General features: G+C 72.9%; 21 protein-coding genes and 1 riboswitch. Of the genes, 11 read left to right on the top strand and 10 right to left on the bottom strand.

Annotated elements, in window-relative coordinates; genetic code table 11:
* Positions 1-25: 25 nt before the first annotated feature.
* Positions 26-1,207: a glycine oxidase ThiO gene (gene thiO / locus CR470_RS06290; RefSeq protein WP_097866585.1), complete on the bottom strand. Its 1,182-nt coding sequence runs from the start codon at positions 1,205-1,207 to the stop codon at positions 26-28.
* Positions 1,204-1,316: riboswitch (TPP riboswitch) on the bottom strand. (Overlaps the previous gene by 4 nt.)
* A gap of 51 nt (positions 1,317-1,367) precedes the next feature.
* On the opposite strand from thiO, the gene CR470_RS06295 reads away from it, so the two are divergent.
* The 6 genes from CR470_RS06295 to CR470_RS06320 all read left to right on the top strand — a co-directional run bounded on the left by CR470_RS06295 (position 1,368) and on the right by CR470_RS06320 (position 6,263).
* Complete coding sequence (locus CR470_RS06295) at positions 1,368-1,709, top strand: hypothetical protein (protein WP_007451299.1); 342 nt, start codon at positions 1,368-1,370, stop codon at positions 1,707-1,709.
* A 113-nt stretch (positions 1,710-1,822) separates the two neighbouring features.
* Positions 1,823-3,064 (top strand): NAD(P)/FAD-dependent oxidoreductase, encoded by a 1,242-nt coding sequence (locus CR470_RS06300; protein WP_097866586.1) that lies wholly within the window; start codon positions 1,823-1,825, stop codon positions 3,062-3,064.
* 82 nt (positions 3,065-3,146) lie between these two features.
* Positions 3,147-3,512, top strand: coding sequence for an Rv2175c family DNA-binding protein (locus CR470_RS06305; protein ID WP_007451303.1), 366 nt, complete (start codon positions 3,147-3,149; stop codon positions 3,510-3,512).
* Positions 3,513-3,587: 75 nt separating this feature from the next.
* Positions 3,588-4,238: a thiamine phosphate synthase gene (gene thiE / locus CR470_RS06310; protein ID WP_097866587.1), complete on the top strand. Its 651-nt coding sequence runs from the start codon at positions 3,588-3,590 to the stop codon at positions 4,236-4,238.
* A gap of 158 nt (positions 4,239-4,396) precedes the next feature.
* On the top strand, positions 4,397-5,314 hold the full coding sequence (gene metF / locus CR470_RS06315) for a methylenetetrahydrofolate reductase [NAD(P)H] (RefSeq protein WP_097866588.1): 918 nt from the start codon (positions 4,397-4,399) through the stop codon (positions 5,312-5,314).
* A gap of 49 nt (positions 5,315-5,363) precedes the next feature.
* The gene (locus CR470_RS06320) at positions 5,364-6,263 is read left to right on the top strand and encodes a hypothetical protein (RefSeq protein ID WP_097866589.1); all 900 of its coding nucleotides are present in this window, start codon (positions 5,364-5,366) and stop codon (positions 6,261-6,263) included.
* Between the two features lie 66 nt (positions 6,264-6,329).
* On the opposite strand, the gene CR470_RS06325 is transcribed toward CR470_RS06320, so the two are convergent.
* The 5 genes from CR470_RS06325 to CR470_RS06345 form a co-directional block, all read right to left on the bottom strand.
* On the bottom strand, positions 6,330-7,844 hold the full coding sequence (locus tag CR470_RS06325) for a phytoene desaturase family protein (RefSeq protein WP_097866605.1): 1,515 nt from the start codon (positions 7,842-7,844) through the stop codon (positions 6,330-6,332).
* A gap of 31 nt (positions 7,845-7,875) precedes the next feature.
* Positions 7,876-8,478 carry a DUF4126 domain-containing protein gene (locus tag CR470_RS06330; RefSeq protein ID WP_097866590.1) on the bottom strand — a complete coding sequence of 201 codons (603 nt, stop codon included), beginning with the start codon at positions 8,476-8,478 and terminating at the stop codon, positions 7,876-7,878.
* Positions 8,479-8,877: 399 nt separating this feature from the next.
* Positions 8,878-9,489: a TetR/AcrR family transcriptional regulator gene (locus CR470_RS06335; protein ID WP_097866591.1), complete on the bottom strand. Its 612-nt coding sequence runs from the start codon at positions 9,487-9,489 to the stop codon at positions 8,878-8,880.
* 53 nt (positions 9,490-9,542) lie between these two features.
* Positions 9,543-11,630, bottom strand: coding sequence for a YhgE/Pip family protein (locus CR470_RS06340; protein WP_097866592.1), 2,088 nt, complete (start codon positions 11,628-11,630; stop codon positions 9,543-9,545).
* Positions 11,602-12,360, bottom strand: a complete 759-nt coding sequence (locus CR470_RS06345; protein WP_097866593.1) for an ATP-binding cassette domain-containing protein — start codon at positions 12,358-12,360, stop codon at positions 11,602-11,604. The genes CR470_RS06340 and CR470_RS06345 overlap by 29 nt, the downstream gene beginning before the upstream one ends.
* Positions 12,361-12,524: 164 nt before the next feature.
* Here CR470_RS06345 and CR470_RS06350 point away from each other — a divergent pair, with 164 nt between their 5' ends.
* From CR470_RS06350 to CR470_RS06360, 3 genes are all read left to right on the top strand, one after another.
* The gene (locus CR470_RS06350; protein WP_097866594.1) at positions 12,525-13,052 is read left to right on the top strand and encodes an SAV_6107 family HEPN domain-containing protein; all 528 of its coding nucleotides are present in this window, start codon (positions 12,525-12,527) and stop codon (positions 13,050-13,052) included.
* A gap of 163 nt (positions 13,053-13,215) precedes the next feature.
* Complete coding sequence (locus tag CR470_RS06355; protein ID WP_097866595.1) at positions 13,216-13,974, top strand: methyltransferase; 759 nt, start codon at positions 13,216-13,218, stop codon at positions 13,972-13,974.
* A 247-nt stretch (positions 13,975-14,221) separates the two neighbouring features.
* Positions 14,222-14,626, top strand: a complete 405-nt coding sequence (locus CR470_RS06360) for a DUF3040 domain-containing protein (protein ID WP_097866596.1) — start codon at positions 14,222-14,224, stop codon at positions 14,624-14,626.
* Between the two features lie 237 nt (positions 14,627-14,863).
* Here CR470_RS06360 and CR470_RS06365 read toward each other — a convergent pair whose 3' ends face one another.
* From CR470_RS06365 to CR470_RS06380, 4 genes are all read right to left on the bottom strand, one after another.
* Positions 14,864-17,281, bottom strand: coding sequence for a transglutaminase TgpA family protein (locus CR470_RS06365; protein ID WP_097866606.1), 2,418 nt, complete (start codon positions 17,279-17,281; stop codon positions 14,864-14,866).
* The gene (locus tag CR470_RS06370; protein ID WP_097866597.1) at positions 17,278-18,645 is read right to left on the bottom strand and encodes a DUF58 domain-containing protein; all 1,368 of its coding nucleotides are present in this window, start codon (positions 18,643-18,645) and stop codon (positions 17,278-17,280) included. Before CR470_RS06370 ends, CR470_RS06365 begins: the two co-directional genes overlap by 4 nt.
* A complete protein-coding gene (locus CR470_RS06375) occupies positions 18,645-19,697 on the bottom strand; it encodes an AAA family ATPase (protein ID WP_097866598.1) in 1,053 nt (350 codons plus the stop codon). The genes CR470_RS06370 and CR470_RS06375 overlap by 1 nt, the downstream gene beginning before the upstream one ends.
* 250 nt (positions 19,698-19,947) lie before the next feature.
* Entirely contained in the window at positions 19,948-20,511 is a 564-nt protein-coding gene (locus tag CR470_RS06380; RefSeq protein ID WP_097866599.1) for a beta-class carbonic anhydrase, read from the bottom strand.
* Between the two features lie 428 nt (positions 20,512-20,939).
* Here CR470_RS06380 and rsmH point away from each other — a divergent pair, with 428 nt between their 5' ends.
* Positions 20,940-21,905: a 16S rRNA (cytosine(1402)-N(4))-methyltransferase RsmH gene (rsmH, locus tag CR470_RS06385; RefSeq protein ID WP_097866600.1), complete on the top strand. Its 966-nt coding sequence runs from the start codon at positions 20,940-20,942 to the stop codon at positions 21,903-21,905.
* Positions 21,906-21,966: 61 nt separating this feature from the next.
* Positions 21,967-22,542: an FtsB family cell division protein gene (locus CR470_RS06390; protein WP_097866601.1), complete on the top strand. Its 576-nt coding sequence runs from the start codon at positions 21,967-21,969 to the stop codon at positions 22,540-22,542.
* Positions 22,543-22,642: the final 100 nt, after the last annotated feature.

Consider the following 22,642-nt stretch of genomic DNA (forward strand, 5'->3'; position numbering starts at 1 on the left):
ACAGGCACAGAGGCGGGCTGCTGGGTCATACGGGCTGCTCCTGGGGTGCGGGCGCGGCGGGTTCGAAACGGCCGGGGGCGAAGGGGCGGGCCGTCTCCGGCAGCTCGCCGGTGGTCAGCGCATCGGCCATCGCGTCCCCGGTGACGGGTGTCAGCAGGACGCCGTTGCGGTGGTGGCCGGTGGCGAGCAGCAGACCGGGCAGGGCGGTCGGTCCGAGCAGAGGGGCGTTGTCGGGCGACGCGGGACGCAGACCGGCCCGGGTCTCGGTGAGCGGCAGCTCGGTGATGCCGGGCACCAGCTCGTGGGCGTCGCGCAGCAACTCGTAGACCCCGCCGGCGGTGACCGTGGTGTCCCAGCCCATCTCCTCGCTGGTGGCGCCGACGACCAGCTCGCCGTTCTCGCGCGGCACGAGGTAGAGGTGCCCGCCCCGGACCACCGCGCGCACGGTGCGGCTGAGGAAGGGGGCGTACGCCCGGGGCACGGTGAGCCGGAGCACCTGGCCCTTGACCGGGCGGACCGGCGGCAGGAGCTCCGGCGGGAGCCCGGCGAGCCGACCGCTGAGACTGCCCGCGGCGAGCACGACCTGATCGGCCGCGAACTCCGTGCCGTCGCCGAGCAGCGCCCCGGCGGCCCGGCCCGCGGCGACGGTGAGCCGCTCGGCGGTCGTCCGGCGGAACGTGACCCCGGCCCGTTCGCACGCGGTCAGCAGCGCCGCGGCGAGGCGGCGGGGATCGACCTGGTGGTCGCCGTCGACCCGGAGGCCGCCCCGGACGCCCGGGGCCAGCATCGGCTCCAGCCGCCGGCACTCACGGCCGCTCAGCCAGACCGACTCCAGGCCCGAACGCTCCTGGAGGGCGTGCAGTTCGCGCAGATGCGCCCGGTCGTCGGAGTCCAGTGCGACGGCGAGCGTGCCGCAGGTCCGGAAGCCGGTGTCCCGGCCGCTCGCCTCCTCCAGCTCGGCCACGAACGAGGGATAGCGGGCGGCGGAGGCGAGGTTGAGCCCGAGCAGCATCTGCTCGCCGTAGTGCAGTTCGGTGACGGCGGCCAGCATGCCCGCCGCGACCTGGGCGGCGCCGCCGCCCGGGGCCGGGTCCGCGACCGTGACGCGCAACCCCCGCTGGGCGGCCCGCCACGCCGTGACCAGGCCGATGATTCCGCCCCCGATGACGAGGACGTCGGATCCGGAGGCGTTCCCCGAGACGCGCATGAGTGTCAGCCCCTCCCTTCGCCGGCATGACCCGGAGCAGGTTCGTACGGTCGGAGGCCGTCCAGCCTCCCTCTCAGCCCGGTGCGTCCGGGCTCCCGCGAGTGTTCTACCGTGGCCACCCTAAACCCCGCCGCCCCCGGCCAGTAGAGGAGCAGCCACCATGGCCCGTTCGCTCGACGGACTCGTCCTGTCGCCCGTCGCCGATCAGGCCCCCGGCCAGGTCGGCACCCGCACCCGCTTCACGTACCACGAGCTGGACGGCCGGATCTGGGCCGAGTACGCGGGCGGCGACGTGGTGCGCGGCCATCTCGTCGGCACCCGCGACGGGGACGCGCTGGACTTCCGCTACGTGCAGCTCAAGCAGGACGGAACGACCTCGTCCGGGCACTGCCTCTCCACGGTCGTCGACCTCGCCGACGGCCGGGTGCGGCTGGAGGAGCGGTGGGCCTGGGAGTCCCAGGAGGGCAGCGGCACCAGCGTGGTGGAACAGCTTCCTTCCTGAGCTCCTCCCTGAGTTCCCTGAGTTCCCTGAATTCCCTGAGTTCCCCGAGTTCGTTCCCCCTCCTTCCCCGTACCCCCCTACCTGACGCTCCGTCAGTTGATTAAGGTGGACGGGTGAGCGAGCAGACGGAACAGCGGGCGGCGCGGCAGGCACGGCACGTCGTGGTCGTCGGAGCGGGCATGGCGGGCGTGCAGAGCGCCGTGGCCCTGCGCGAGGCGGGCTTCACCGGGTCCGTCACCCTGATCGGCGCCGAACCCCACCAGCCCTACGACCGCCCGCCGTTGTCCAAGGCCGTACTGCTGGGCAAGGCCGAGGACTCCGCCTTCGACGTCGACTTCGAGGCGCTGGACATCACGCTGCGCCTCGGCCTGGACGTCACCGCGCTGCGGGCCGCCGACCATGTGCTGGACACCGCCGACGGACCGGTCCCCTACGACGCCCTGGTCCTCGCGACCGGCGCGGAGCCCATGACCCTGCCCGGCGCCGAGGGCGTGCCCGGCGTCCACCTGCTGCGCACCCTCGACGACGCCGCGCGGCTGCGGCCCGTCCTGGACCGGCAGCACGAGGTGGTCGTCGTCGGGGCGGGCTGGATCGGCGCGGAGTTCGCCACCGCCGCCCGCGCCGCGGGCTGCGCGGTCACCGTGGTCGAGGCCGCCGCCCGCCCGCTCGCGGGCGCCCTCCCCGCCGAGGTGGCCGCCCCGATGGCCGCCTGGTACGCCGACAGCGGCGCCGAACTCCTCACCGGGGCCCGGGTGGACCGCGTCGAGGAGGGGGCCGTCGTCCTCGCGGACGGCCGGGTCCTGCCCGCCGGGGCCGTGGTCGTCGGCATCGGCGCGCGCCCCGCCACCGGCTGGCTGGCCGGCTCCGGGGTCGCACTCGGCCCGGACGGTTCGGTCACCGCCGACAGCGCGCTGCGCACCTCGTTGCCCGATGTGTACGCGGTCGGGGACTGCGCCTCCTTCCCCTCCGCCCGCTACGGGACACGCCTGCTGGTCCACCACTGGGACAACGCCCTCCAGGGTCCGCGCACCGCGGCCGCCGCGATCATGGCCGCCCAGGACGGTGCACCGCTCCCCGTCTACGACCCCGTCCCGTACTTCTGGTCCGAGCAGTTCGGCCGCTTCGTGCAGTACGCCGGCCACCACGCGGACGCCGACACCCTGGTGTGGCGCGGCGACGGGGCGGACGCAGCCTGGTCGGTGTGCTGGCTGCGCGACGGCGCGCTGGTGGCCGTGCTCGCCGTGGGCCGCCCGCGCGACCTCGCCCAGGGCCGCAGGCTCATCGAGTCGGGGGCCGTCCTCGACCCGGAGAAGGTGGCCGACCCCGGCGTACCGCTGAAGTCCGCCGCCCTGTGACGGGCCCGGGACCCGCCGGGCCGACCCCCGTACGGTCGGGCCCGGCTACCGGCTGTCGGTCCTGGATGGCACGCTTGTCCCTGTGACCGAGATTGACGCAAAGACCGATGCTCTCGTCCCCGCCTGGCTCCACCTTCCCGACATCGCGGAAATGCTCGATGTCCAGGTGACGCGCGTACGGCAGCTGGTCAGGGATGGCCAGCTCATCGCCGTACGCCGTGGTGAGAACCGGGCGCTCCAGGTGCCCGCCGCCTTCATCGACGGCGACAAGGTGGTCAAGGGCCTCTCCGGCACCCTGACCCTCCTGAGGGACGACGGCTATTCCGACGAAGAGATGCTGGAGTGGCTCTTCACTCCCGACCCGACCCTGCCCGGCACCCCCGCACAGGCACTGAGCGAGAATCGCGGTACGGAGGTGAAGCGCCGCGCCCAGGCGCTCGCCGTCTGACCGACACGACAGGAAGCGGAGCACGGGCCGCCCGGCGCGGCCCGTGCACCGTCACGACCACGGGGGAGTCCACCCATGCCCACGCCTCGCGAGCAGCTGTCCGACGCCCGGCTCTACCTGTGCACGGACGCCCGCAAGCGCCAGGGTGACCTCCCCGCCTTCCTGGACGCCGTGCTCGCCGCCGGCGTCGACATCGTCCAGCTCCGCGACAAGGGCATGGAGGCCGCCGAGGAGCTGGAGCATCTCGCCGTCCTCGCCGACGCCTGCCGCCGGCACGGCAAGCTCCTCGCGGTGAACGACCGCGCCGACGTCGCCCACGCCATCGGCGCCGACGTCCTCCACCTCGGCCAGGGCGATCTGCCGGTCCCCGCCGCCCGGGCGATCATCGGCGACGACCGGCTGATCGGCCGCTCCACGCACGCCGAGGCCGAGGTCGACGCGGCGCTCGCCCAGGACGGTGTGGACTACTTCTGCACCGGCCCCTGCTGGCCCACCCCCACCAAGCCCGGCCGCCACGCCCCGGGCCTCGACCTCGTGCGCTACGCCGCCTCCCTCGGCGGGCCGCGGCCCTGGTTCGCGATCGGCGGGATCGACGCGGGCAACCTGGACCAGGTGCTGGACGCCGGGGCCCGCCGTGTCGTCGTCGTCCGGGCCATCACCGAGGCCGACGATCCCGCAGCCGCCACCGCCGATCTGGCCCGACGGGTCAGGGCCCGCGCGCTCTGATCTTCGGCGTGCCGCCGGGTGCCGAGCCGCCCATCGGCCGGCGCGCCGATGGGGACATCTCCGGCACTTGTCCGAGGGGTGGACAACAGTCCGGCAAAACGAGACAAAGTCAGCCGCTCTGGTTGGGGGAGCGTCCGCCCCCTGGTTAACCTCCCCTTATGGCCCTTGGCACACCATCCACCAGGACGGATCACGCGCGTACCGTGCGTGACCTGCTAGCGACCGGCAGGACGTCGTACTCCTTCGAGTTCTGGGCGCCCAAGACGGAAAAAGGTGAGCGGAACCTCTGGAACGCGCTCCGCCGCGTCGAGGCGGTCCGTCCGAGCTTCGTCTCCGTGACGTACGGCGCCGGCGGCTCCACCCGTGCCGGGACGGTCCGGGCCACCCAGCAGATCGCCGCCGACTCGACCCTCACCCCGGTCGCCCACCTCACCGCGGTGGACCACTCCGTCGCCGAGTTGCGCAACATGGTCGGGCAGTACGCCGACGCGGGCATCAGGAACATCCTCGCGGTCCGCGGCGACCCGCCGGGCGATCCGATGGGCGAGTGGGTGGAGCACCCGCAGGGGGTGAAGTACGCCGCCGATCTCGTCCGTCTCATCAAGGAGTCGGGCGACTTCTGCGTCGGCGTCGCGGCCTTTCCCGAAATGCACCCCCGGTCGTCCGACTGGGAGACGGACATCGGTCATTTCGTGGACAAGTGCCGGGCGGGCGCGGATTATGCGATCACCCAGATGTTCTTCCGCCCGGAGGACTATCTCCGGATGCGTGACCGTGTGGTCGCCGCGGGTTGCGAAACGCCGGTGATCCCCGAGGTCATGCCCCTTACCAGCGTGAAGCAACTGGAAAAGTTCTCCCAGCTCAGCAACGCGACCGTGCCCGCGTCGTTGAAAGAGCGCATCCTCGCGGCCAAGGACGATCCGGCCGCTGTACGCTCCCTTGGTATCGAGTTCGCAACGGAGTTCTGCGCGAAGCTGCTGTCCGAGGGTGTGCCCGGACTGCACTTCATCACGCTGAACAACTCGACGGCGACGCTCGAAATCTACGAAAAACTCGGACTGCACAAGCAGTCGTGACCGGCCGTACCCGCCTCCGACGCGGCTACGGCCGAAGGAGGGGGCGGGCGTGGGCTGGACGGTCCTCTACATCGCTTTCGGTCTGGTGGCCCTGTGGCTGCTCGGCGAGGTGCTGTTGCAGTACAAGGCGCGACTGCGCTGGCGGCTCCTCGCCTTCGGAGGCTTCCTCGGTGTGGTGGTCGGGGTGCTGCTGGCCTCCGTTCCGGTCATCGTCGTCGGGACGCTCGCCTTCGCCACCGGCCAGACCTTCGTGACGCTGTCCTTCCGGCGCGGCTTCTCCACCGGCTGGGCCATAGGCGGCAACCCGGGGGAGAGCCGCCGGCGCAGGGGCGGCGGCGAGCGCGCCGCCGTGAAGGAACCCACGCTGGAGGTCTCGGACCTGGAGGTCACCGGCCCCGGTTACGACCAGCCCCCGGCCGTCCCGCCCGCACAGTCCGTCTACGAACCGCAGCCCCTGCCCGACGACACCGGCCAGTACGGCGTGTACGGCACCACGGGCTTCGACGCGAACGGCGGCGCACGCCAGGACCAGGGCCACGAGGCCGACCCCTCGGCCCAGCCGCAGTACGCCGCGTACGACCCGTACACCGGCTACGAACAGCCCCCGGCCCAGGACCCCTTCGCCGGGACGTACGACTACGGCACCGACCGGCAGAGTTACGCCGCCTACTCCGACCCGTACATCGGCACCACCAACGGAGCCCCCTCCTACGGCGGTTACGACACCTACGGCCATGGCGGCGACGGCCACGACAGCCAGGGCGGGCAGCAGAGCGGTCCTGACCCCTACGCCCAGGGCTACGGCGCGGACACCCCGCCCGGCGGCGTCTGGGTCCCGCAGCAGCGTGACACCGAGCAGTACCCCCCGATGCCGTCGGAGCAGCCGACGGCGCCCGCTCCGTACGGCAACGGCTACGACACCGGCCAGAACGAGCAGTACCGCTACTGAGGCCGTGCCGCTGCCGACGGGCCCGTCGGCAGCGGCACGCGCTCCCGCTCCGGCACGCGCTTCTGCTCAGCGGGAGCCGCGGAAGTCGTCGCCCTCCACGACGAGACCGGCCACCAGCGTCCCCGACATCCCGGCGTGCGCCAGCCCGCCGCCCGGGTGCGACCAGCCGCCCGCGAGATACAGCCCCGGCAGCCGTGTGAGGTTGCCCGGGTGCAGATAGGTGCCGCCGGCCCCGGCCAGCGCGGGCGGCGGCACCGCACCGCCCTCGGCCCCCGTTTCGGCCTCGGTCTCCGCGGGCGTGCGGATTTCGGTGTGCAGGATCCGCTCCCGCAGCCCGGGAACGGCCGCGGCCGCCCGCTCCACCAGGACGTCGGCGAACCTCCGCCGCGCCCCGGCGTCCCGCCAGTCGACCGGTCCCTGCGGAGCCACCGTCGCGGTGAGCGTCACCGCCTCGTGCTCCGCGTCAGGGCGGGTCGCCGGATCGTCGGGGCGCAGCACCGTCACCGTGGGGTGGCCGGCGACCCGGCCCCCGAACACCGCTTCCTGCTCCGCCGCCCCGTCGGCGCCGTGCACCACCGTCCGGTGCACCGCGTCCGCCTCCCGGGCCCCGCGCAGCGACAGCAGCACCGTGAACCGGCCCGCCGCGCCCGCACCGGAGCCCGGCCGGACCGTCACGCCGCCCCCGCCCCCCACTTGCTGACCGGGCACCAGACCCGGGCGCGGCCGCACCCCGAGCACCACCCGGTCGGCCTCGGCCACCGCACCGTCCGCCAGCTCCACGCCGGCCGCCCGGCCGTCCTTCTCGACGACCCGGACGACCTCGGCCCCGAAGACGAACGTCACCCTTCGGGCCAGGCACCGCTCGTACACCGCCCGCGCCAGCTCGCGCATCCCGCCCATCACGTACCAGCTGCCGAAGGTCTGCTCCATGTACGGCAGCAGCGCGGCGCTCGCGGGGGCGGTGCGCGGGTCGAGACCGTGGGACAGCGCGTACCCGTCGAGCAGGGCGGCGAGCCGGGCGTCCGCCAGCTCCCACGCGCCGATCTCCGCGACCGTGCCCGCCTGCCGGGCGCCGCGCAACAGGCGGCGCTGCCGCACCGCCGGATACGGGTCGCGCCCCAGCACCTGGTGATCCGCCCGCAGGGGCTCCTCCAGGAGCGGCCGCCGCGACCGGTCCCAGGCGTCCCGGGCCCGGTCCATGAAGTCGCTCCAGCAGGCCCCGGCGCCCGTGCCGAGTGCGTCGTCCAGGGCGGTGGCCACCCCGGCCCTGGAGGCGTTGGGCAGGGACACGGCCGTGCCGTCCGCGAAGAGATGGCGGCTCGCCGGATCGACCTGCGTCAGGGTCACGGACCGCTCCAGCGACTCCTTGCCGGTCTTCACGAAGAGGTCCCGCTGGACGGCGGGGAGGTGCAGCAGGCCGGGCCCGGTGTCGAAGACGAAGCCCTCGTGCTCATGGCGGCCGACCGAGCCGCCATAACTCGCGGACCGCTCGTAGACCGTCACCTTCTCGCCCGCCACGGCGAGCCGGGCGGCCGCCGCCATCGCGCCCGTCCCGGCGCCGATCACTGCAATGCGTGCCATACCGGTGACTTTATCGACCGGCACCGACAGCTCAGCCGGGAGGCCAGGGTCCACCCGTGCCGGCCGGGCGTTTCTCCTTGCGGCGCAGGAAGCGGCGGATCCGCGAGGCGAGGAAGGCCACGGTGACGATGCCGAGCATCAGCAGCACGGCCGCGATCACGGCGGCCGCCACCGGGTTGAATATGGCGAACGTGATGACTCCGGCGACCCCGAGGTCCTCGGCGATGCTCATCCCGACGTTGCTGAAGGGCTCCGGGGAGGTGTTGACGGCCATCCGGGTGCCGGCCTTCACCAGATGGCTCATGAGCGCAGTGGACCCGCCGATCGCACCGGCGGCCAGCTCCGGGAGCGAACCGCTCTCCCCGGCCAGCAGTGCGGCGATCATCGCCCCGGCCACCGGCCGGACGACGGTGTGCGCGGTGTCCCAGACCGAGTCCACGTAGGGGATCTTGTCCGCCACCGCCTCGCACAGGAACAGCACACCGGCCACGATCAGGACGTCGGTGCGCTGCAGGGCGGCGGGCACCTCGTCGGACACACCGGTCACGCCGAACAGGCCGAGCAGCAGGACCACCGCATACGCGTTGATCCCGCTCGCCCAGCCGCTTGTGAACACCAGGGGGATTACCGACACGCAGGCGATCGTAACGACCCCGCGCGGGGCGCGGGCGGGGTTCGGCGCGGGGCCCTGAGTATCCGTACTCAGGGACGTAGATGAGTAGCTACACGGATAGGCCTTCACCCGCTCGGACGGCAGAGTGATGTCCACGGAAGGGGCGCTGCGCCAGGACCGCCGGCACGGGGCGGCGGAACGGTGCGGTTCCCCCGACGTAACGGGGGTGCACGACGGAGGCCCAGGGACCACGGGGGACATACGGGGTCACGGGAGAACGGGTTTTCGGAAGCACGGAAGACGCCGGTCCGGTGAGGTTCGCGGGGGATGCGAACTCCAGCGGCCGGCGTCTTCGGCTTTCCCGTTCCGTTCCGTTTCCGGACCCGTTTCCGGACCCGGACCGGAGGTGCCCGGAAGGTCTCAGTGCCCGCTGACCCGCCCGTGCAGCAGCAGGGACAGCGCCGAGTGGACCTCGTCGATCGAGCGCTCCGGCTGGAACGCCTGCCAGTCCAGCGCCGCCACCAGCACCATCCCGACCAGCGCGGCGGCTGTCAGCGGGATGTCGATCTCCTCGCTCAGCTCACCGCTGCGCACCGCGTCCCGCAGGACGTCCTCGACGACCGCGACGGCCTCCTGACGTACTACCAGCAGCGTGGACTGCCACGCGCGGTTGGTGCGCCAGAGCTCGGCCACGTACAGCTGGGTGAAGGCCGGGTAGCGGTCCATGAAGGCGAGCCCGGCCCGGATCATCGCGTCCAGCGCCTCGACCCGGGTGCCGCCGCGCTCCTCGGACTCCTCGGCGGCGGCCCGCAGCGAGGCCGTGAGCAGCCCCACGCCGTGCCGGAGCAGCTCCTCGAACAGCTCGGTCTTGCTCTTGAAGTTGTAATAGACCGTGCCCTTGGCGACCCCGGCCCGCTCGGCGATCTCGTCGACGGTGGTCGCCGAGAAGCCCTTCTCGGCGATGAGCGTCACCGCCGCCTCGTAGAGCTTCTGCCGGGTGGCCTGGCGGCGCGTGGTGCCACTGCTTTCCATGGGACCGATTCTTCCAGGCCCCGCCGCGCTCACGGGCGCGGCTCCGGGCGCGCTCACAGGCTCAGCTCCGGGTGCAGCCGGCTCAGGCTCCACACCTGCTTGCGGCGGGCGGTGAACGCGGTCAGGGCCAGCGCGCCGACGGTGAAGGCCCCGAGCACCGCGCAGCCCAGCCACACCGGGCCGAGGGGGCCGCCCGTGATCAGCCTGCGCAGTCCCTCGACGACGTACGTCATGGGGAGGTACGGATGGATCGCGCCGAAGAAGCCCGGGCTGGTCTGGACGGGGTACGTGCCCCCGGCCGAGGTCAGCTGGAGCATCAGCACCACCAGCACCAGGATCCGCCCGGCCGCCCCGAAGCAGGCGTTCAGCCACTGCACGATGGCGGCGAAGCAGCAGGTCACCAGGGCCAGGAAGCCGATCGTTCCGGCGGCGTGGGTCATCTGGAGACCGAGGCCCCAGTGCAGGACGGCCATCAGGGCACCGACCTGGAGCGTGCCGATGGCGGCGACCGGGAGCCACCCGGCGAGCGCGATCCGCCAGGAGGAGGCACCGGCGGCCAGCGCCCTCCGGTTGAGCGGCTGGATCAGCATGTACGCCACCATCGCGCCGACCCACAGGGACAGCGGGATGAAGTACGGGGCGAAGCCGGTGCCGTAATTGGGTGCCTCGTGCAGCGACTTGGAGGCCAGTTGGACGGGGTCGGCCATGACGTCGGTCCGCGCGTCGCGGTCCTTCTTGTCGTAGTCCGGGATCCTGTCCACGCCGTCGTTGAGGCCCCGGGCCAGCTCGGTCGAACCGTCGCCGAGCCGGAAGAGCCCGCCGTCCAGGTTCTCCGCGCCGGTCTTCAGCTTGCCGACGCCGGTGTCCAGGTCGCTGGAGCCGGTCTGCGCGCCGCCGAGTCCGGTGTGCAGCGCCCGCGCGCCCTTGGCGACCTTGTGGGCGCCGGTGTTCAGTTCATTGACCTTGGCTACGGCCGACGCCAGGTCGTCGTCCAGCGTCGGTGCGCGCTTCGCGAGGTCGTCGGCCTGCTTCTGGAAGGCGGTCAGCTGGGTGCTCAGCTTCTTCAGGTCACCGTTCTGGTTGGTGACCAGGGTGTTCACATCGGCGGCGATCTTCGCGACGTCGACGGCTGTGACCTTGGCGCGCTCCAGCGGTGGGCAGACCGTGGCGTCGGGCTCCTCGGCCTCCCCGCACTGGGTGCGGTGGATCTCGGTGAGCTCGTCGGCCGCCTCCTTGGCGCTTGTGGCGGCGGTGGGCGCGTTCTTCACCAGCAGGTCGAGGTTGTGCCGGACGGCCCCGGAGGTGTCGGCGACCAGCCGGGCCGTGTCGCGGATGGACTTCCCGTTGTCCTGGAAGAAGGGGCGTACGTCGTCGGCGATCCCGTTGACCTTGTCGGCCAGGACCTGGGTGCCTCCGGCCACCTGGGCGGAGCCCGTGGCGAGATCGCGCGAGCCCTGGTTCAGCTTGACGATGCCGTCGGAGAGCTTCTTGCTGCCCGCCTTGGAGTCCTTGAGACCGTCCGCGAGGTCCTTGGACCCCTGCTTCGCCTTCGATATGCCGCCCTTGAGGTCGTCGGCGCCCTTGGCCGCCTCGGCGGTCTTGTCGTGCAGATCGGAGAAGTTGATGAAGATGCGGTCCAGGAAGGACCGGGAGGCGTTCGTGGAGGCGGCGTTGCGCACCTCTCCGAAGACCGTCCTGGAGATCTGCCCGACGATGTAGTTGTTCGCGTCGTTCGTCCGCACCTGGAGTGCGCCGGTCTCGGGGGCGTCCCCGCCACTGGACGCGATCTTCTCACTGAAGTCCGACGGCATCGTCAGCGAGAGGTAGTATGTACCCTCCTCGACGCCCTTCTCGGCCTCGGCGGAGTTCACCTCGTGCCAGTCGAACACCTTGGAGTCGAGCAGCTTCCTGCTGATCTCGTCCCCGGCCGCGACGCGCTTTCCGTCGCTGGTGGCCCCCTTGTCGTCGTTGACCAGGGCGACGGGCAGCTTGTCGAGCTTGCCGTACGGGTCCCAGAAGGAGCACAGGTACAGGGCGCCGTAGAGCAGGGGCAGGAGCAGCAGGGCCACCAGCGCGGCGGCCGGCAGCCTCCCCCTCCCGAACCGCTTCAGCTCAAGCGCGGCCAGCTTCGGCGAACGCATCGACCGTCTCCTCATCGGTGGTGGGTCCCTCGGTGACGGGCGCGGTCCGCACGACCTGGGTGTTCTCGGGGGCCTCGCTGCACACGGCGAGCACGGTCGTCCCGGCGTCGGCCACGGAGCGCAGCAGCGCCCAGGCCCGGTCGCGCTCGGCGTCCGCGAGCTTGAGGTCGGTGTCGTCGACGGCGAGCAGCCGCGGCCCGCCGATCAGCGCCAGCGCGACGGACAGCCGCAGCGCCTCCAGCCGTTCCAGGTCCCGTACGGAGGTGCGCCCCGCCTTGGGCAGTGTGGCGAGGTCGAGGCCCGCGGCTTCGAGAGCCGCGTCGATCCGGGCCCCGGCGGCGGCCCGGCGTTCGGCGCGGGGCCGCAGGAGGGTGCGCAACGAGGCGCTGTAGCGGCCCTGGAGGAGGGCGCGTTCGTTCAGGTGCTCGGCGACCGTGAAGGCCGGGTCCAGCTCACTGACCGCCGGGACCGGCCCCAGGGCGGCGATCCGGCGGACGGCGGCGGCCTGCTGGGGCAGCCGCAGACCGCCGGTCCTCGCGTGGCCCTCGGTGGTGCGCATCCGGCCGGTCAGGGCGAGCAGCAGGCAGGTGCGGCCCGATCCCGACGGTCCCTCGATGGCCACCAGCGACCCTGGCTCGGCACTGAACGTCACGTTCCGGAAGACCCGGCCGCGCGGTCCTTCCAGTCCGAAGTCCTCGGCGGCGACAGCCGCGCCGTGCGGGCTCTCCACAGACCCTCCCCTTTTGAACTGACCAGTCAGTGCAAAAGCTAGTCCGAACGCGCGCTCGAAGCAAAACGGCAGGTCAGAGGCGCATCGAGTTCGATTGTCAGTGGGGCCCGCCACCATGGACACAGACGGCCACGAAGCCGTCACACGACGACAGGAGGTTCGTCATGGCCAGCTCGTCCGCAGCCGCCGCCCCGCGGCGCCGCGCAGGCAGCCCTGCCCCCTCACTGACCGGTCCGGCCGGCGATGTCCACCCCGTGCTGCGCCGCAGCACGGCGCCGCCCGCCGCTCTCGAACTGCTCGCCAAGGCCCGCTCCGGCCTCGACGAGGCCGCCGTGCTCCACGAGCCGAACGAGCGGTACGCCACCGCACACCTCGCCGCCCTGCGCACCGCGGCGGCCGTGCTGGCCGCCCGAGGCCGCCCCGAGACGAACAAGCGCCGCCGCGAACGCATCCGCAGCGCCTGGGAGGTCCTCCCGGAGATAGCGCCGGAACTGACCGAATGGAGCGCCCTCTTCGCTGCGGGCGCTCTGCGCCGGGCCCGTGCGGAGGCCGGCATGCCGGGAGCCGCCAGCGGGCGCGACGCCGACGACCTGCTGCGCGACGCGGCCATGTTCCTGCGCCTGGTGGAACGGCTCCTGGTCCTCCAGCCGCTGCTCCCGCAACCACGCCCGGAACGGCCGGGCGGCGGGTGACCCGGGCCCGGCGCCGGACCGACGCCCGCCGGGCGACGGCGCCGGACCGACGCCGGGCCCGGGACGGCGGTGCGAGGCAATAGGGTGGTGACCGCTCACCTCACCACCCGCACTGTTCACGCTCCGCCGTCCCCGGCGGCACGTTGCCGAGGAGTCATCTGCTGTGTCGGACCAGCTGCGCCCCCGCGCCTCCCTCCGTACCGCCGTGGTCTGGGAGGTCCTCAAGGACGCTCTGGACCGTCAGGTCAAGGCGACCGGCAGGGACGCCCTGGATGTTCTGGACACCGGCGGCGGCACCGGCAACTTCGCCGTGCCCGCGGCCCGGCTCGGCCACCGGGTCACCGTCGTCGACCCCAGCCCCAACGCGCTCTTCGCGCTGGAGCGCCGCGCGGCCGAGGCCGGGGTCGCCGACCGGGTCAGGGGAGTCCAGGGCGACATCCTCGGCCTGTTCGACGTCGTGGAGCGCGACGGCTTCGACGCGGTGCTCTGCCACGGCGTCCTGGAGTACGTCGACGAGCCCGCCGAGGGCGTACGCAACGCGGTCGAGGCGCTGCGGCCCTCCGGTGCGCTCAGCCTGCTGGCCGCCGGCCTGGGGGGAGCCGTCCTGGCCCGCGCGCTCGCCGGTCACTTCTCGGAGGCCCGGCAGGCGCTCACCGACCCGGCGGGCCGCTGGGGCGAGGGCGACCCGGTGCCCCGCAGGTTCACCGCCGAGCAGCTCTCCGGCCTGGTCTACTCGGCCGGTCTGGAGATCGCCGCGGTGCACGGGGTCCGGGTCTTCGCCGACCTCGTGCCGGGCGCTCTGGTGGACACCGAGCCCGGCGCCCTGGAGGCGCTCCTCAAGCTCGAAGCCGCCGTCGCCGAGCAGCCCGCGTTCCACTCCGTCGCCACCCAGCTCCACGTTCTGGGCGAGAAGCGCCGCTGATCAGCAACGCAGCTGTGGACGGAGTGGGACTCAGGACCCCCGTACCGGGCGTACGCCCCGTATGATCGGGTGACACCATCCGGCATGGCGGATCGGTCGTCGGGGAATCTACGCCTCAGCAGCCGAGCCGACATAGCGGTCCGGACTGGCTGAGCGCTAGAGGGCGGGTTTCACGGGGGCGAATCCCCGCCTATCCTGGAAGGGCCGCATACCGGTCGCCCCCGCGGCCGACGACGAGGAGGATCCCGTGCCGCTCTCGGAGCACGAGCAGCGCATGCTCGAGCAGATGGAGCGAGCGCTGTACGCCGAAGATCCCAAGTTCGCGACAGCGCTCGAGGGAAGCGGACTGCGTACGTACACCCGACGAAGGGTCTACCAGGCGGTCGCTGGCTTCCTGGTGGGTATCGCGCTCCTCATGGCCGGAATGGTCGCCCAGCAGATCTGGATCAGCGTGGTGGGGTTCCTCGTCATGCTCGGCTGTGCCGTGCTCGCGGTCACCGGATGGCGCAAGGCGCCCAAGCCCGGTGAACAACAGCCGGCTGCCGCAGGCAGCGGGGACGGCGGCGCAGGCCGCCGACCGAGACAACGCCGGTCGATGATGAACCGCATCGAGCAGCGGTGGCAGCGCCGCCGCGACGAACAGGGCCAGTAGTCGCCGCGGTCCTGTTCTTCTCGCAGGGCCGGGTGACGGCACGACGTACGACACCGATGGGTGAGGGGCGGCCGCGTTTTCCGCGGCCGCCCCTCAGCCGTCACCGGACGGGGCCCATGGGCCCCGTCCGCGCGCCGTCGGCCGGAGAGCCGATGCCCGACAGCGCGCGGCCTCCGGTCCCGACCCCTTTCCGGGGCCGGACCCGGAGGCTCCGTCGTGGGCGCCCCCCCGGCCGCCTCAGCCGTGCTGACGCGTGAGCCGACGCAGCCGGGCCGTCCAGCGACCGGCTCCCGGGCGGCTCGCCCATCGCTCACCGAGCGCCGTCCGGCGATCGGTGAGGGCCCACACCACCCGGACGGACGATCGGGGCAGGAACGTTGCCCGCAGCCGGGTGGAGCGGCCGGCTGTTGCCCGCAGCCCCGCCCGTACCGCCGCGGCGTCCTCGGCCAGTCCGGCCGCTGGACGCGGCTCGGGGGCGTACAGCACCTGCTCCACCGAGCCCGCGATCCGGTGCACCGCCTCGGCCGCGGTGGTGTCGACGCGGCCCAGCCGCACGATCCGGGCCGCCGCCTTCCGGGGCGTCAGCGACTCGTCCGGCGCGATGCCGTGGTCCCAGGCCGCGTCGGTGATCTCCCGCCAGACCGCCAGGGTCCGCGCGGCGGCGTCCGCCGGCGTCCGGCCTCCGGAGCCCAGCCGGCGATTCCGCGTCCGGGTCCGCCACAGCAACGGCGACAACGGCAGGACCAGCACCACGACCGCCGCGAGAACCAGCAGCGGCACCCTCCAGATCGGAGGGCCCGGGTCGGTCGGCAGCGCCGCTCCCGGATCCTGCGAGGGGCCGCACCCGCCTTCCTGACGCAACTGCGGCGGGCAGCTGTCCTCGGCGGAGGACGCCGCGGACGGTTCGGCGGAGGTGTCCGCGGAGGGCTGGGCCGCGTCGCTCGCGCTGTCCGTGGGGACCTCGGGCCGGGTCCACGAGGGAGTGCTGCCCCGGCTCGGGGTGGGCTCGAACCGGGTCCACCCGACCCCCTCGAAATACAGCTCGGGCCAGGCGTGCGCGTCGCGCAGACCCACCGAGATCGCCCCGTCCGCCTTCATGGTGCCCGGGGTGAAGCCCACCGCTACCCGGGCCGGGATGCCCAGCGTCCGGGCCATCGCGGCCATCGAGAACGAGAAGTGGACGCAGAAGCCCTCCCGGTCGCGGAGGAACCGGGCGATGGCGGACGACCCCGTCCCCGAGGTGACCGTCGTGTCGTACGTGAAGCCGCCGTCGGACGCGAACCAGTCCTGGAGCTTCACGGCCTGCTCGTAGGCGTTGGACGTGCCTTCGGTGACCTGCTCGGCGGTCTCGGCAACCACCTTCGGCAGTGAGCCGGGCACCTGGGTGTACTCGCGGACCAGCTCCTGAGGCGGCGAACCCGCGGCCGCGAGCTGGTCCGCCGTGGGCTCGACGACCAGACTGCCGACCTCGTACCGCGCGCCGCGCGTGGTCTGCCCGTCGTCGCCGACCAGGGTGCGGCCCTCCGGCTCGTACCGCCAGCGGCCGCCGACGCGGACCTCGCTGGCCGGGTAGGGGAGCGGCAGATAGGTCTGCTGGTAGGAGCGCGACGCGGAGATGTTCGTCCGGACCTCGGTGACGGAGACGTCCCTGCCCAGCCCGGTGGGCTGCGGGAGACGGTCGGGAACGTCCGTCAGCCGACGGGTGGACGAACGCCACTCGCTGCCGTTGAACTCGTCCAGGGCCAGGATCCGGAGATAGAGGCTCTGCGGGTCCTCGATGTTGCTGCGGTACGTCATCACCTCCCGGTTGTCCGGCTGATTGAGGTTGTTCTGCAGCGAGACCAGCGGATTCACCGCGGAGATGGTGCCGCCACCGCTGCCCCTGCCGTTCCCCGGACCGTCGCCGCCCAGCAGGCCGCTGTCCAGGGCGGGCAGGGCCAGCGGAGCCACCAGGGCGATACCGAGCGCCAGCACGCCGATCCGCCGCCCGGTCCGGACGGGGGAGGAACCCCCGCTCACCCCGGCCAAACCGTCGGCCAGACCGCCCGAATTCCGCGCGGCGCCGCCGAAGACGCGGCCCCACTGGGAGAGCCGGTCCCGGCCCTCCGCCAGCAGGAGCAGCAGGTACCCGGAGGCGGCCAGCAGGAACCACAGCCAGCTCGCCCCGCCGTCGGAGAGACCGGCCGCGACCGAATACAGGGCGAGGAGGGGCAGTCCGGCCGGGGCCGCACTGCGGAAGGTCACCGCCAGGGCGTCCACGGCGAGACCGATCAGGACCACCCCGCCGACCACCATCAGCTTGATGCCGTCGGTCATCGGGGCCGGGATGGCGTACGTGCCGACGTCCTCCCCGCCCGCCACCAGCAGCTCACCGAGCCGCATGAGGGCCTCCGGTCCGGGCAGCACCCCGAACAGGGCGTGGTCCCGGACGAACACCAGCGTCAGCAGAAGCAGGGTGACCAGCGTCTGGACCGCGATGGTCAGCGTCCTCGCCAGCGGCACCCGGCGCGCGAGGGCGCCCACCCCGCTCTGGACGCCGAGCAGTACCGCCGCCTGCACCAGCCAGCCGACCCCCTCCACCAGCGGGATCAGTGCCCCCGCCGCCAGCAGCGTCGCCGCATAGGCGCACAGCGCCAGCCTGGCCCGCCCGCTCATGACCATCCCCCCGGGAAACCTGTCGGGCCGCCGCTCGTGGCGGACGGCGAATCCGTGCGCATCCCGCCCGCCAGCTGCCACAGCGCGGGCAGTTCGGCCCCCGGCTCCACGGGCACCGCGATCCAGCCCGACTCGCGCAGCCGTCGCAGCCGTTCCTCGGCCCGTCCCGCCCCCGCCCCGCCGCCGGCCCAGGCGGCGCTGTCCAGGACGAAGGCGACCCCAGCCCCGGCCCGCTGCCGCATCCGGGCCGCGACCGCGGCCTGTTCCTCGTCCAGATCGCCGAAGAAGGCGATGAGCAGTCCCTCGTTGCCGCCGCGCAGCACGTCATGGGCGCGCGAGAGTCCCCCGCCGTCGGAATGGCCGACCACCGCGAGTGTGTCGAGCATCAGGCCCGCAGAGTCCGCGGACTCCTGGGTCGAGCCCGCGAAACCGCCCGACCCCTCGCCGGGCACCGCGTTCCCGTCGTCCGTGAGCAGCCGTACGGCGAAGCCGCGCTCCAGCATGTGCACGAGTGCGGAGGCCGCCCCCGAGACCGCCCACTCGAAGGCCGAGTCGGGCCCGGCGCCCTGGTAGCCGATTCCCCGGGTGTCCAGCAGGACCGTGCACCTGGCCCGCTGCGGCTGTTCCTCACGGCGCACCATCAGCTCGCCGTGGCGGGCGGTGGAGCGCCAGTGGACCCGGCGCAGGTCGTCGCCGTGCCGGTAGCCGCGCGGAATGATGTCGTCCTCACCGGCCAGCGCGAGGGACCGCTGCCGCCCGTCGCCGTATCCGGAGGCCTCTCCCGCCAGCCGCAGCACGGGCAGCGGCACCGTGCGGGGGATGACGACGAGGGTGTCGTACGCGCTGAAGGAGCGGGTCAGTTCGCACATCCCGAACGGGTCGCTGAGCCGCAGTTGCAACGGGCCCAGCGGATAGCGGCCGCGCAGGTCGGAGCGGACCCGGTAGGCCACCTCCCGCCGGCCGCCCGCCTCCACCCGGTCCAGGACGAAGCGGGGGCGCGGGCCGAGGACGTACGGAACACGGTCCTGGAGCATCAGCAGTCCGGTGGGCAGCCGGGAGACGTTCTCCATCCGCAGGTGCACCCGGGCCTCCGCGCCCGCGGCCACCCGGGACGGCGAGAGCCGCCGGGTGCCCGTCACCCGGTAGCGGGTGCGGTAGAGCACGCTCACGCAGACCAGGGGCAGCACGGCCAGCAGCAGCCCGACCCGCAGCAGATCGCCCTGGCCCAGGACGTACGCGCAGACGGCGGCGGCCAGCCCGGCGGCCAGGAACGAGCGTCCCCGGGTGGTCAGTCCGCCCAGGGCCGCCCGGAGGCCGCCCTTCCTGTCGCCGTCCTCCACGGCGCCGGGCTCGCCGGCCGCCATCACAGCTGCCGTGCCCCGGGCTGGTGCTGGTGGTAGAGCGGGCGGCCCGGTCCCTGCCCGCCCGGAGCGGGCGGCGCGGTGCCGCCGGCCGAGGTCGGCACGGGGGTGCGCTGGATGATCTCCAGGACCACCTGCTCCGCCGTGCGGCGGTTCAGCTGGGCCTGAGCAGTGGGCAGCAGCCGGTGCGCGAGCACCGGCGTGGCCAGCGCCTGGACGTCGTCCGGCAGGGCGTAGTCGCGCCCGCTGAGTGCGGCGGACGCCTTGGCGGCGCGCAGCAGGTGCAGCGTCGCGCGCGGGGAGGCGCCGAGTCTGAGGTCGGGGTGGCTCCGGGTGGCTCCGACGAGCTCCACTGCGTAGCGCCGCACGGCGTCGGCCACATGCACCGTACGGACGGCGTCGATCAGCTTCACGATGTCGTGCGCGTGGGCCACCGGCTGGAGGTCGTCCAGCGGGGAGATGCCCCCGTGCACGTCGAGCATCTGGAGCTCGGCCTCCGGGCTGGGGTAGCCGATGGAGACCCGGGCCATGAAGCGGTCGCGCTGGGCCTCGGGCAGCGGGTAGGTGCCCTCCATCTCGACCGGGTTCTGGGTGGCCACCACCATGAACGGGTCGGGCAGCTCGTAGGAGTGCCCGTCGATGGTGACCTGGCGCTCCTCCATCGACTCCAGAAGCGCCGACTGCGTCTTCGGCGAGGCGCGGTTGATCTCGTCGCCGATCACGATCTGGGCGAAGATCGCGCCCGGCTTGAACTCGAAGTCCCGCCGCTGCTGGTCGAAGATCGACACACCGGTGATGTCCGAGGGCAGCAGGTCCGGCGTGAACTGGATCCGTCGCACCGAACAGTCGATGGACCGCGCCAGCGCCTTGGCCAGCATGGTCTTGCCGACACCGGGGACGTCCTCGATGAGGAGGTGTCCCTCGGCGAGGAGCACGGTCAGCGATAGCCGTACGACCTCGGGCTTGCCCTCGATCACCCCCTCCACCGACCTGCGCACCCGCTCTGCTGTGGTGGTCAGATCCGTGAGGCTCGCTCGATCGTCATAGGTCGTCACCCGGCCCTCCTCGGCCCTTTTGCGCAGGGGCCGTCGCGCGTACCCGCGCGGCCCACCCCGGAAAATCGGACACTCCTCCGGAAGGCCCGGGGATGTCCCACCCGCATTCTTGTTGCCGTTACCGCTTCGTGTCACTCGCCTGTGGATAAGTGGGTGTGAAAAGTCAGTGTCTGTCGCGATTTCGGCACCGCGAGGCGCGGTGATGCGTGCGTGAGGTGCAGCGGAGGGCCGGGAAGCGAGGTGACTGCGTTCAGGAAACGGAGTGGATCTCGCGCAGCAGGCCGGTCGTCACGTCGAAGACGAACCCGCGCACGTCGTCGGTGTGGAGCAGGAACGGCGAGGTGCGCACCCGCTGCATCGACTGGCGCACGTCCTGGTCGGCGTCCGTGTAGGCCTCGACCGCCCAGACCGGACGCTGCCCCACCTCGCGCTCCAGCTCCTGCCGGAAGTCCTCGGTGAGGGACTCCAGGCCGCAGTTGGTGTGGTGGATGAGGACCACGCTGCGGGTGCCGAGCGCCCGCTGGCTGATGGTCAGCGAACGGATCACGTCGTCGGTGACCACGCCGCCCGCGTTACGGATGGTGTGGCAGTCCCCGAGCTCCAGGCCGAGCGCCGCGTGCAGGTCGAGACGGGCGTCCATGCAGGCGACCACGGCCACCTGGAGGACGGGACGCGCGTCCATGCCCGGATCGCGGAAGTCCTTCGCGTATTCGGCGTTCAGTTCGATGAGCCGGTCGGTGACCTGGCCCCCCTCGCGGACCGCCGCGGCGGTGGATGTCACGGACTCGGCGGGAGAGTGAGCAGAAGTCGACATGGATACGACGTTAGCCTTCCCACCTGGGCCGGGCGTGCTGTGAGAGTGGACAAAGAACGTCAACTCGGCTTGTTGTGAGCTAACCCACAAGACTCGTGGGGATGCGCCCGTTCGGGTGAGTTCGCCGCATCCGGACGGGTGGCGCGACTCGCTGCCCGGTTCGTTGATCGCGCATCGATCGAATGGCAGGGTGGACTAAAGTAACGCGAAGTCACCACCCACCCCTCGTATCCACTGCCCCATCGCATCCCCGTACCTCCTGCATATTCCGTATTTCCCCCGTGATGTGCGGCGTACGTGCGACCCGGCCCTCTCCCGCTCTCGGTCGGCCGACGCCACTTCCCCGGCGCCGGCGGACCTCCCCTTCAGGGCGGGCGGGGACCAGGACGTACGTGCCGGCCGCGCGGGACAGAGCCTGAGAGGGCGCATTGAGCCAGACCCGACACGTCCCGGTGATGCTCCAGAGGTGTCTGGACCTGTTGGCCCCGGCTCTCCAGGACCCGGCCCGTCCGGAGCCCGTGGTCGTCGACTGCACCCTCGGCCTCGGCGGCCACAGCGAGGCGCTGCTCGCCTCCTTCCCCACCGCCCGGCTGATCGCCCTGGACCGCGACAAGGAGGCGCTCCGCCTCTCCGGCGAACGGCTCGCCCCCTACGGCGACCGGGCCACCCTCGTCCACGCGGTCTACGACGAGCTCCCCGAGGTTCTCGCGCGGCTCGGGGTCCCGAAGGTCCAGGGCGTGCTGTTCGACCTCGGCGTCTCCTCCATGCAACTGGACGAGGCCGACCGCGGATTCGCGTACGCCCAGGACGCCCCGCTCGACATGCGGATGGACCAGAGCACCGGCATGGGCGCCGCCGAGGTGCTCAACACCTACCCGCCCGGCGAGCTGGTCCGGATCCTGCGCGCGTACGGCGAGGAGAAGCAGGCCAAGCGGATCGTCTCCGCCGTCGTACGCGAACGCGAGAAGGAGCCGTTCAGCAACAGCGCCCGGCTCGTCGAGCTGATCCGCGACGCGCTGCCGCAGGCCGCCAAGCGCACCGGCGGCAACCCCGCGAAGCGGACCTTCCAGGCCCTGCGCATCGAGGTCAACGGCGAGCTGAGCGTCCTGGAGCGGGCCATTCCGGCCGCCGTCCAGTGCCTCGACGTCGGCGGCCGTATCGCCGTGCTGTCCTACCACTCGCTGGAGGACCGGCTGGTCAAGCAGGTCTTCGCGGCCGGCGCCGCCAACACCGCGCCCCCCGGACTGCCCGTCGTCCCCGAGCGCTACCAGCCCCGGCTCAAGCAGCTCACCCGTGGCGCCGAGCTGCCCACCGAGGAGGAGGTCGCCGAGAACCGGCGCGCCGCCCCCGCCCGGCTGCGCGGCGCCCAGCGCATCCGCGCGGAGGAGCGATGAGCACCCGGCGTCACCCGACGCGAAGCGGCCGCCCGACGCCGGGCGGCAGGGGAGCCCCGCGGTGAGCAAGCCGGCCGCACCGCTGAAGGGGCGGGCCGCGCGGCTCGCCCGGCTGATGCCGTCCACCGGGCCCAGCACCGCGGCCCGCACCCCCTTCGTGCTGCTGGTCGTCCTGCTCCTGGGCGGCGGGCTCATCACCCTGCTCCTGCTGAACTCGGCGCTCAACGAAGGTTCGTTCAGGCTCAGCGAGCTGAAGCGGGACACCACCGAGCTCACCGACGAGCAGCAGGCGCTCCAGCGCGACGTCGACAGCCGTTCCCAGCCCGACGCCCTGGAGCGCCGAGCCCGGGAGCTGGGCATGGTTCCCGGCGGCAGCCCCGCCTTCCTGAACCCCGACGGCACGGTCCGCGGCAAGCCCACCGAGGCCACCGCCCCGCCGTCGCCGAGCCCCAGCCCCACGCCGAGCCCCGGCGCCCCCGCAGGCGCCGCACCGGACCCCGACGCCCCCGCCGCCGGGGCCACGACCGGACCCTCCGGCTCCGCTTCGCCCTCCGGATCCGTCCCCGCGACCGAGCCCGACCCCGCAACCGTCCCGGAGGCGGAGAACACCCCGCCCCCGACGAGCCCCGGCAGGTGACGCAGTGCCGCCCAAGGAACCGCCGCGCCGCCGCGTACCCGGACCGGCCCGCCCCCGCAACGGGGGATCAGGATCCGGCCTGTCTCTTATACACATCTCT

The organism is Streptomyces sp. rh34, assembly GCF_002551245.1.
GTDB lineage: Bacteria > Actinomycetota > Actinomycetes > Streptomycetales > Streptomycetaceae > Streptomyces.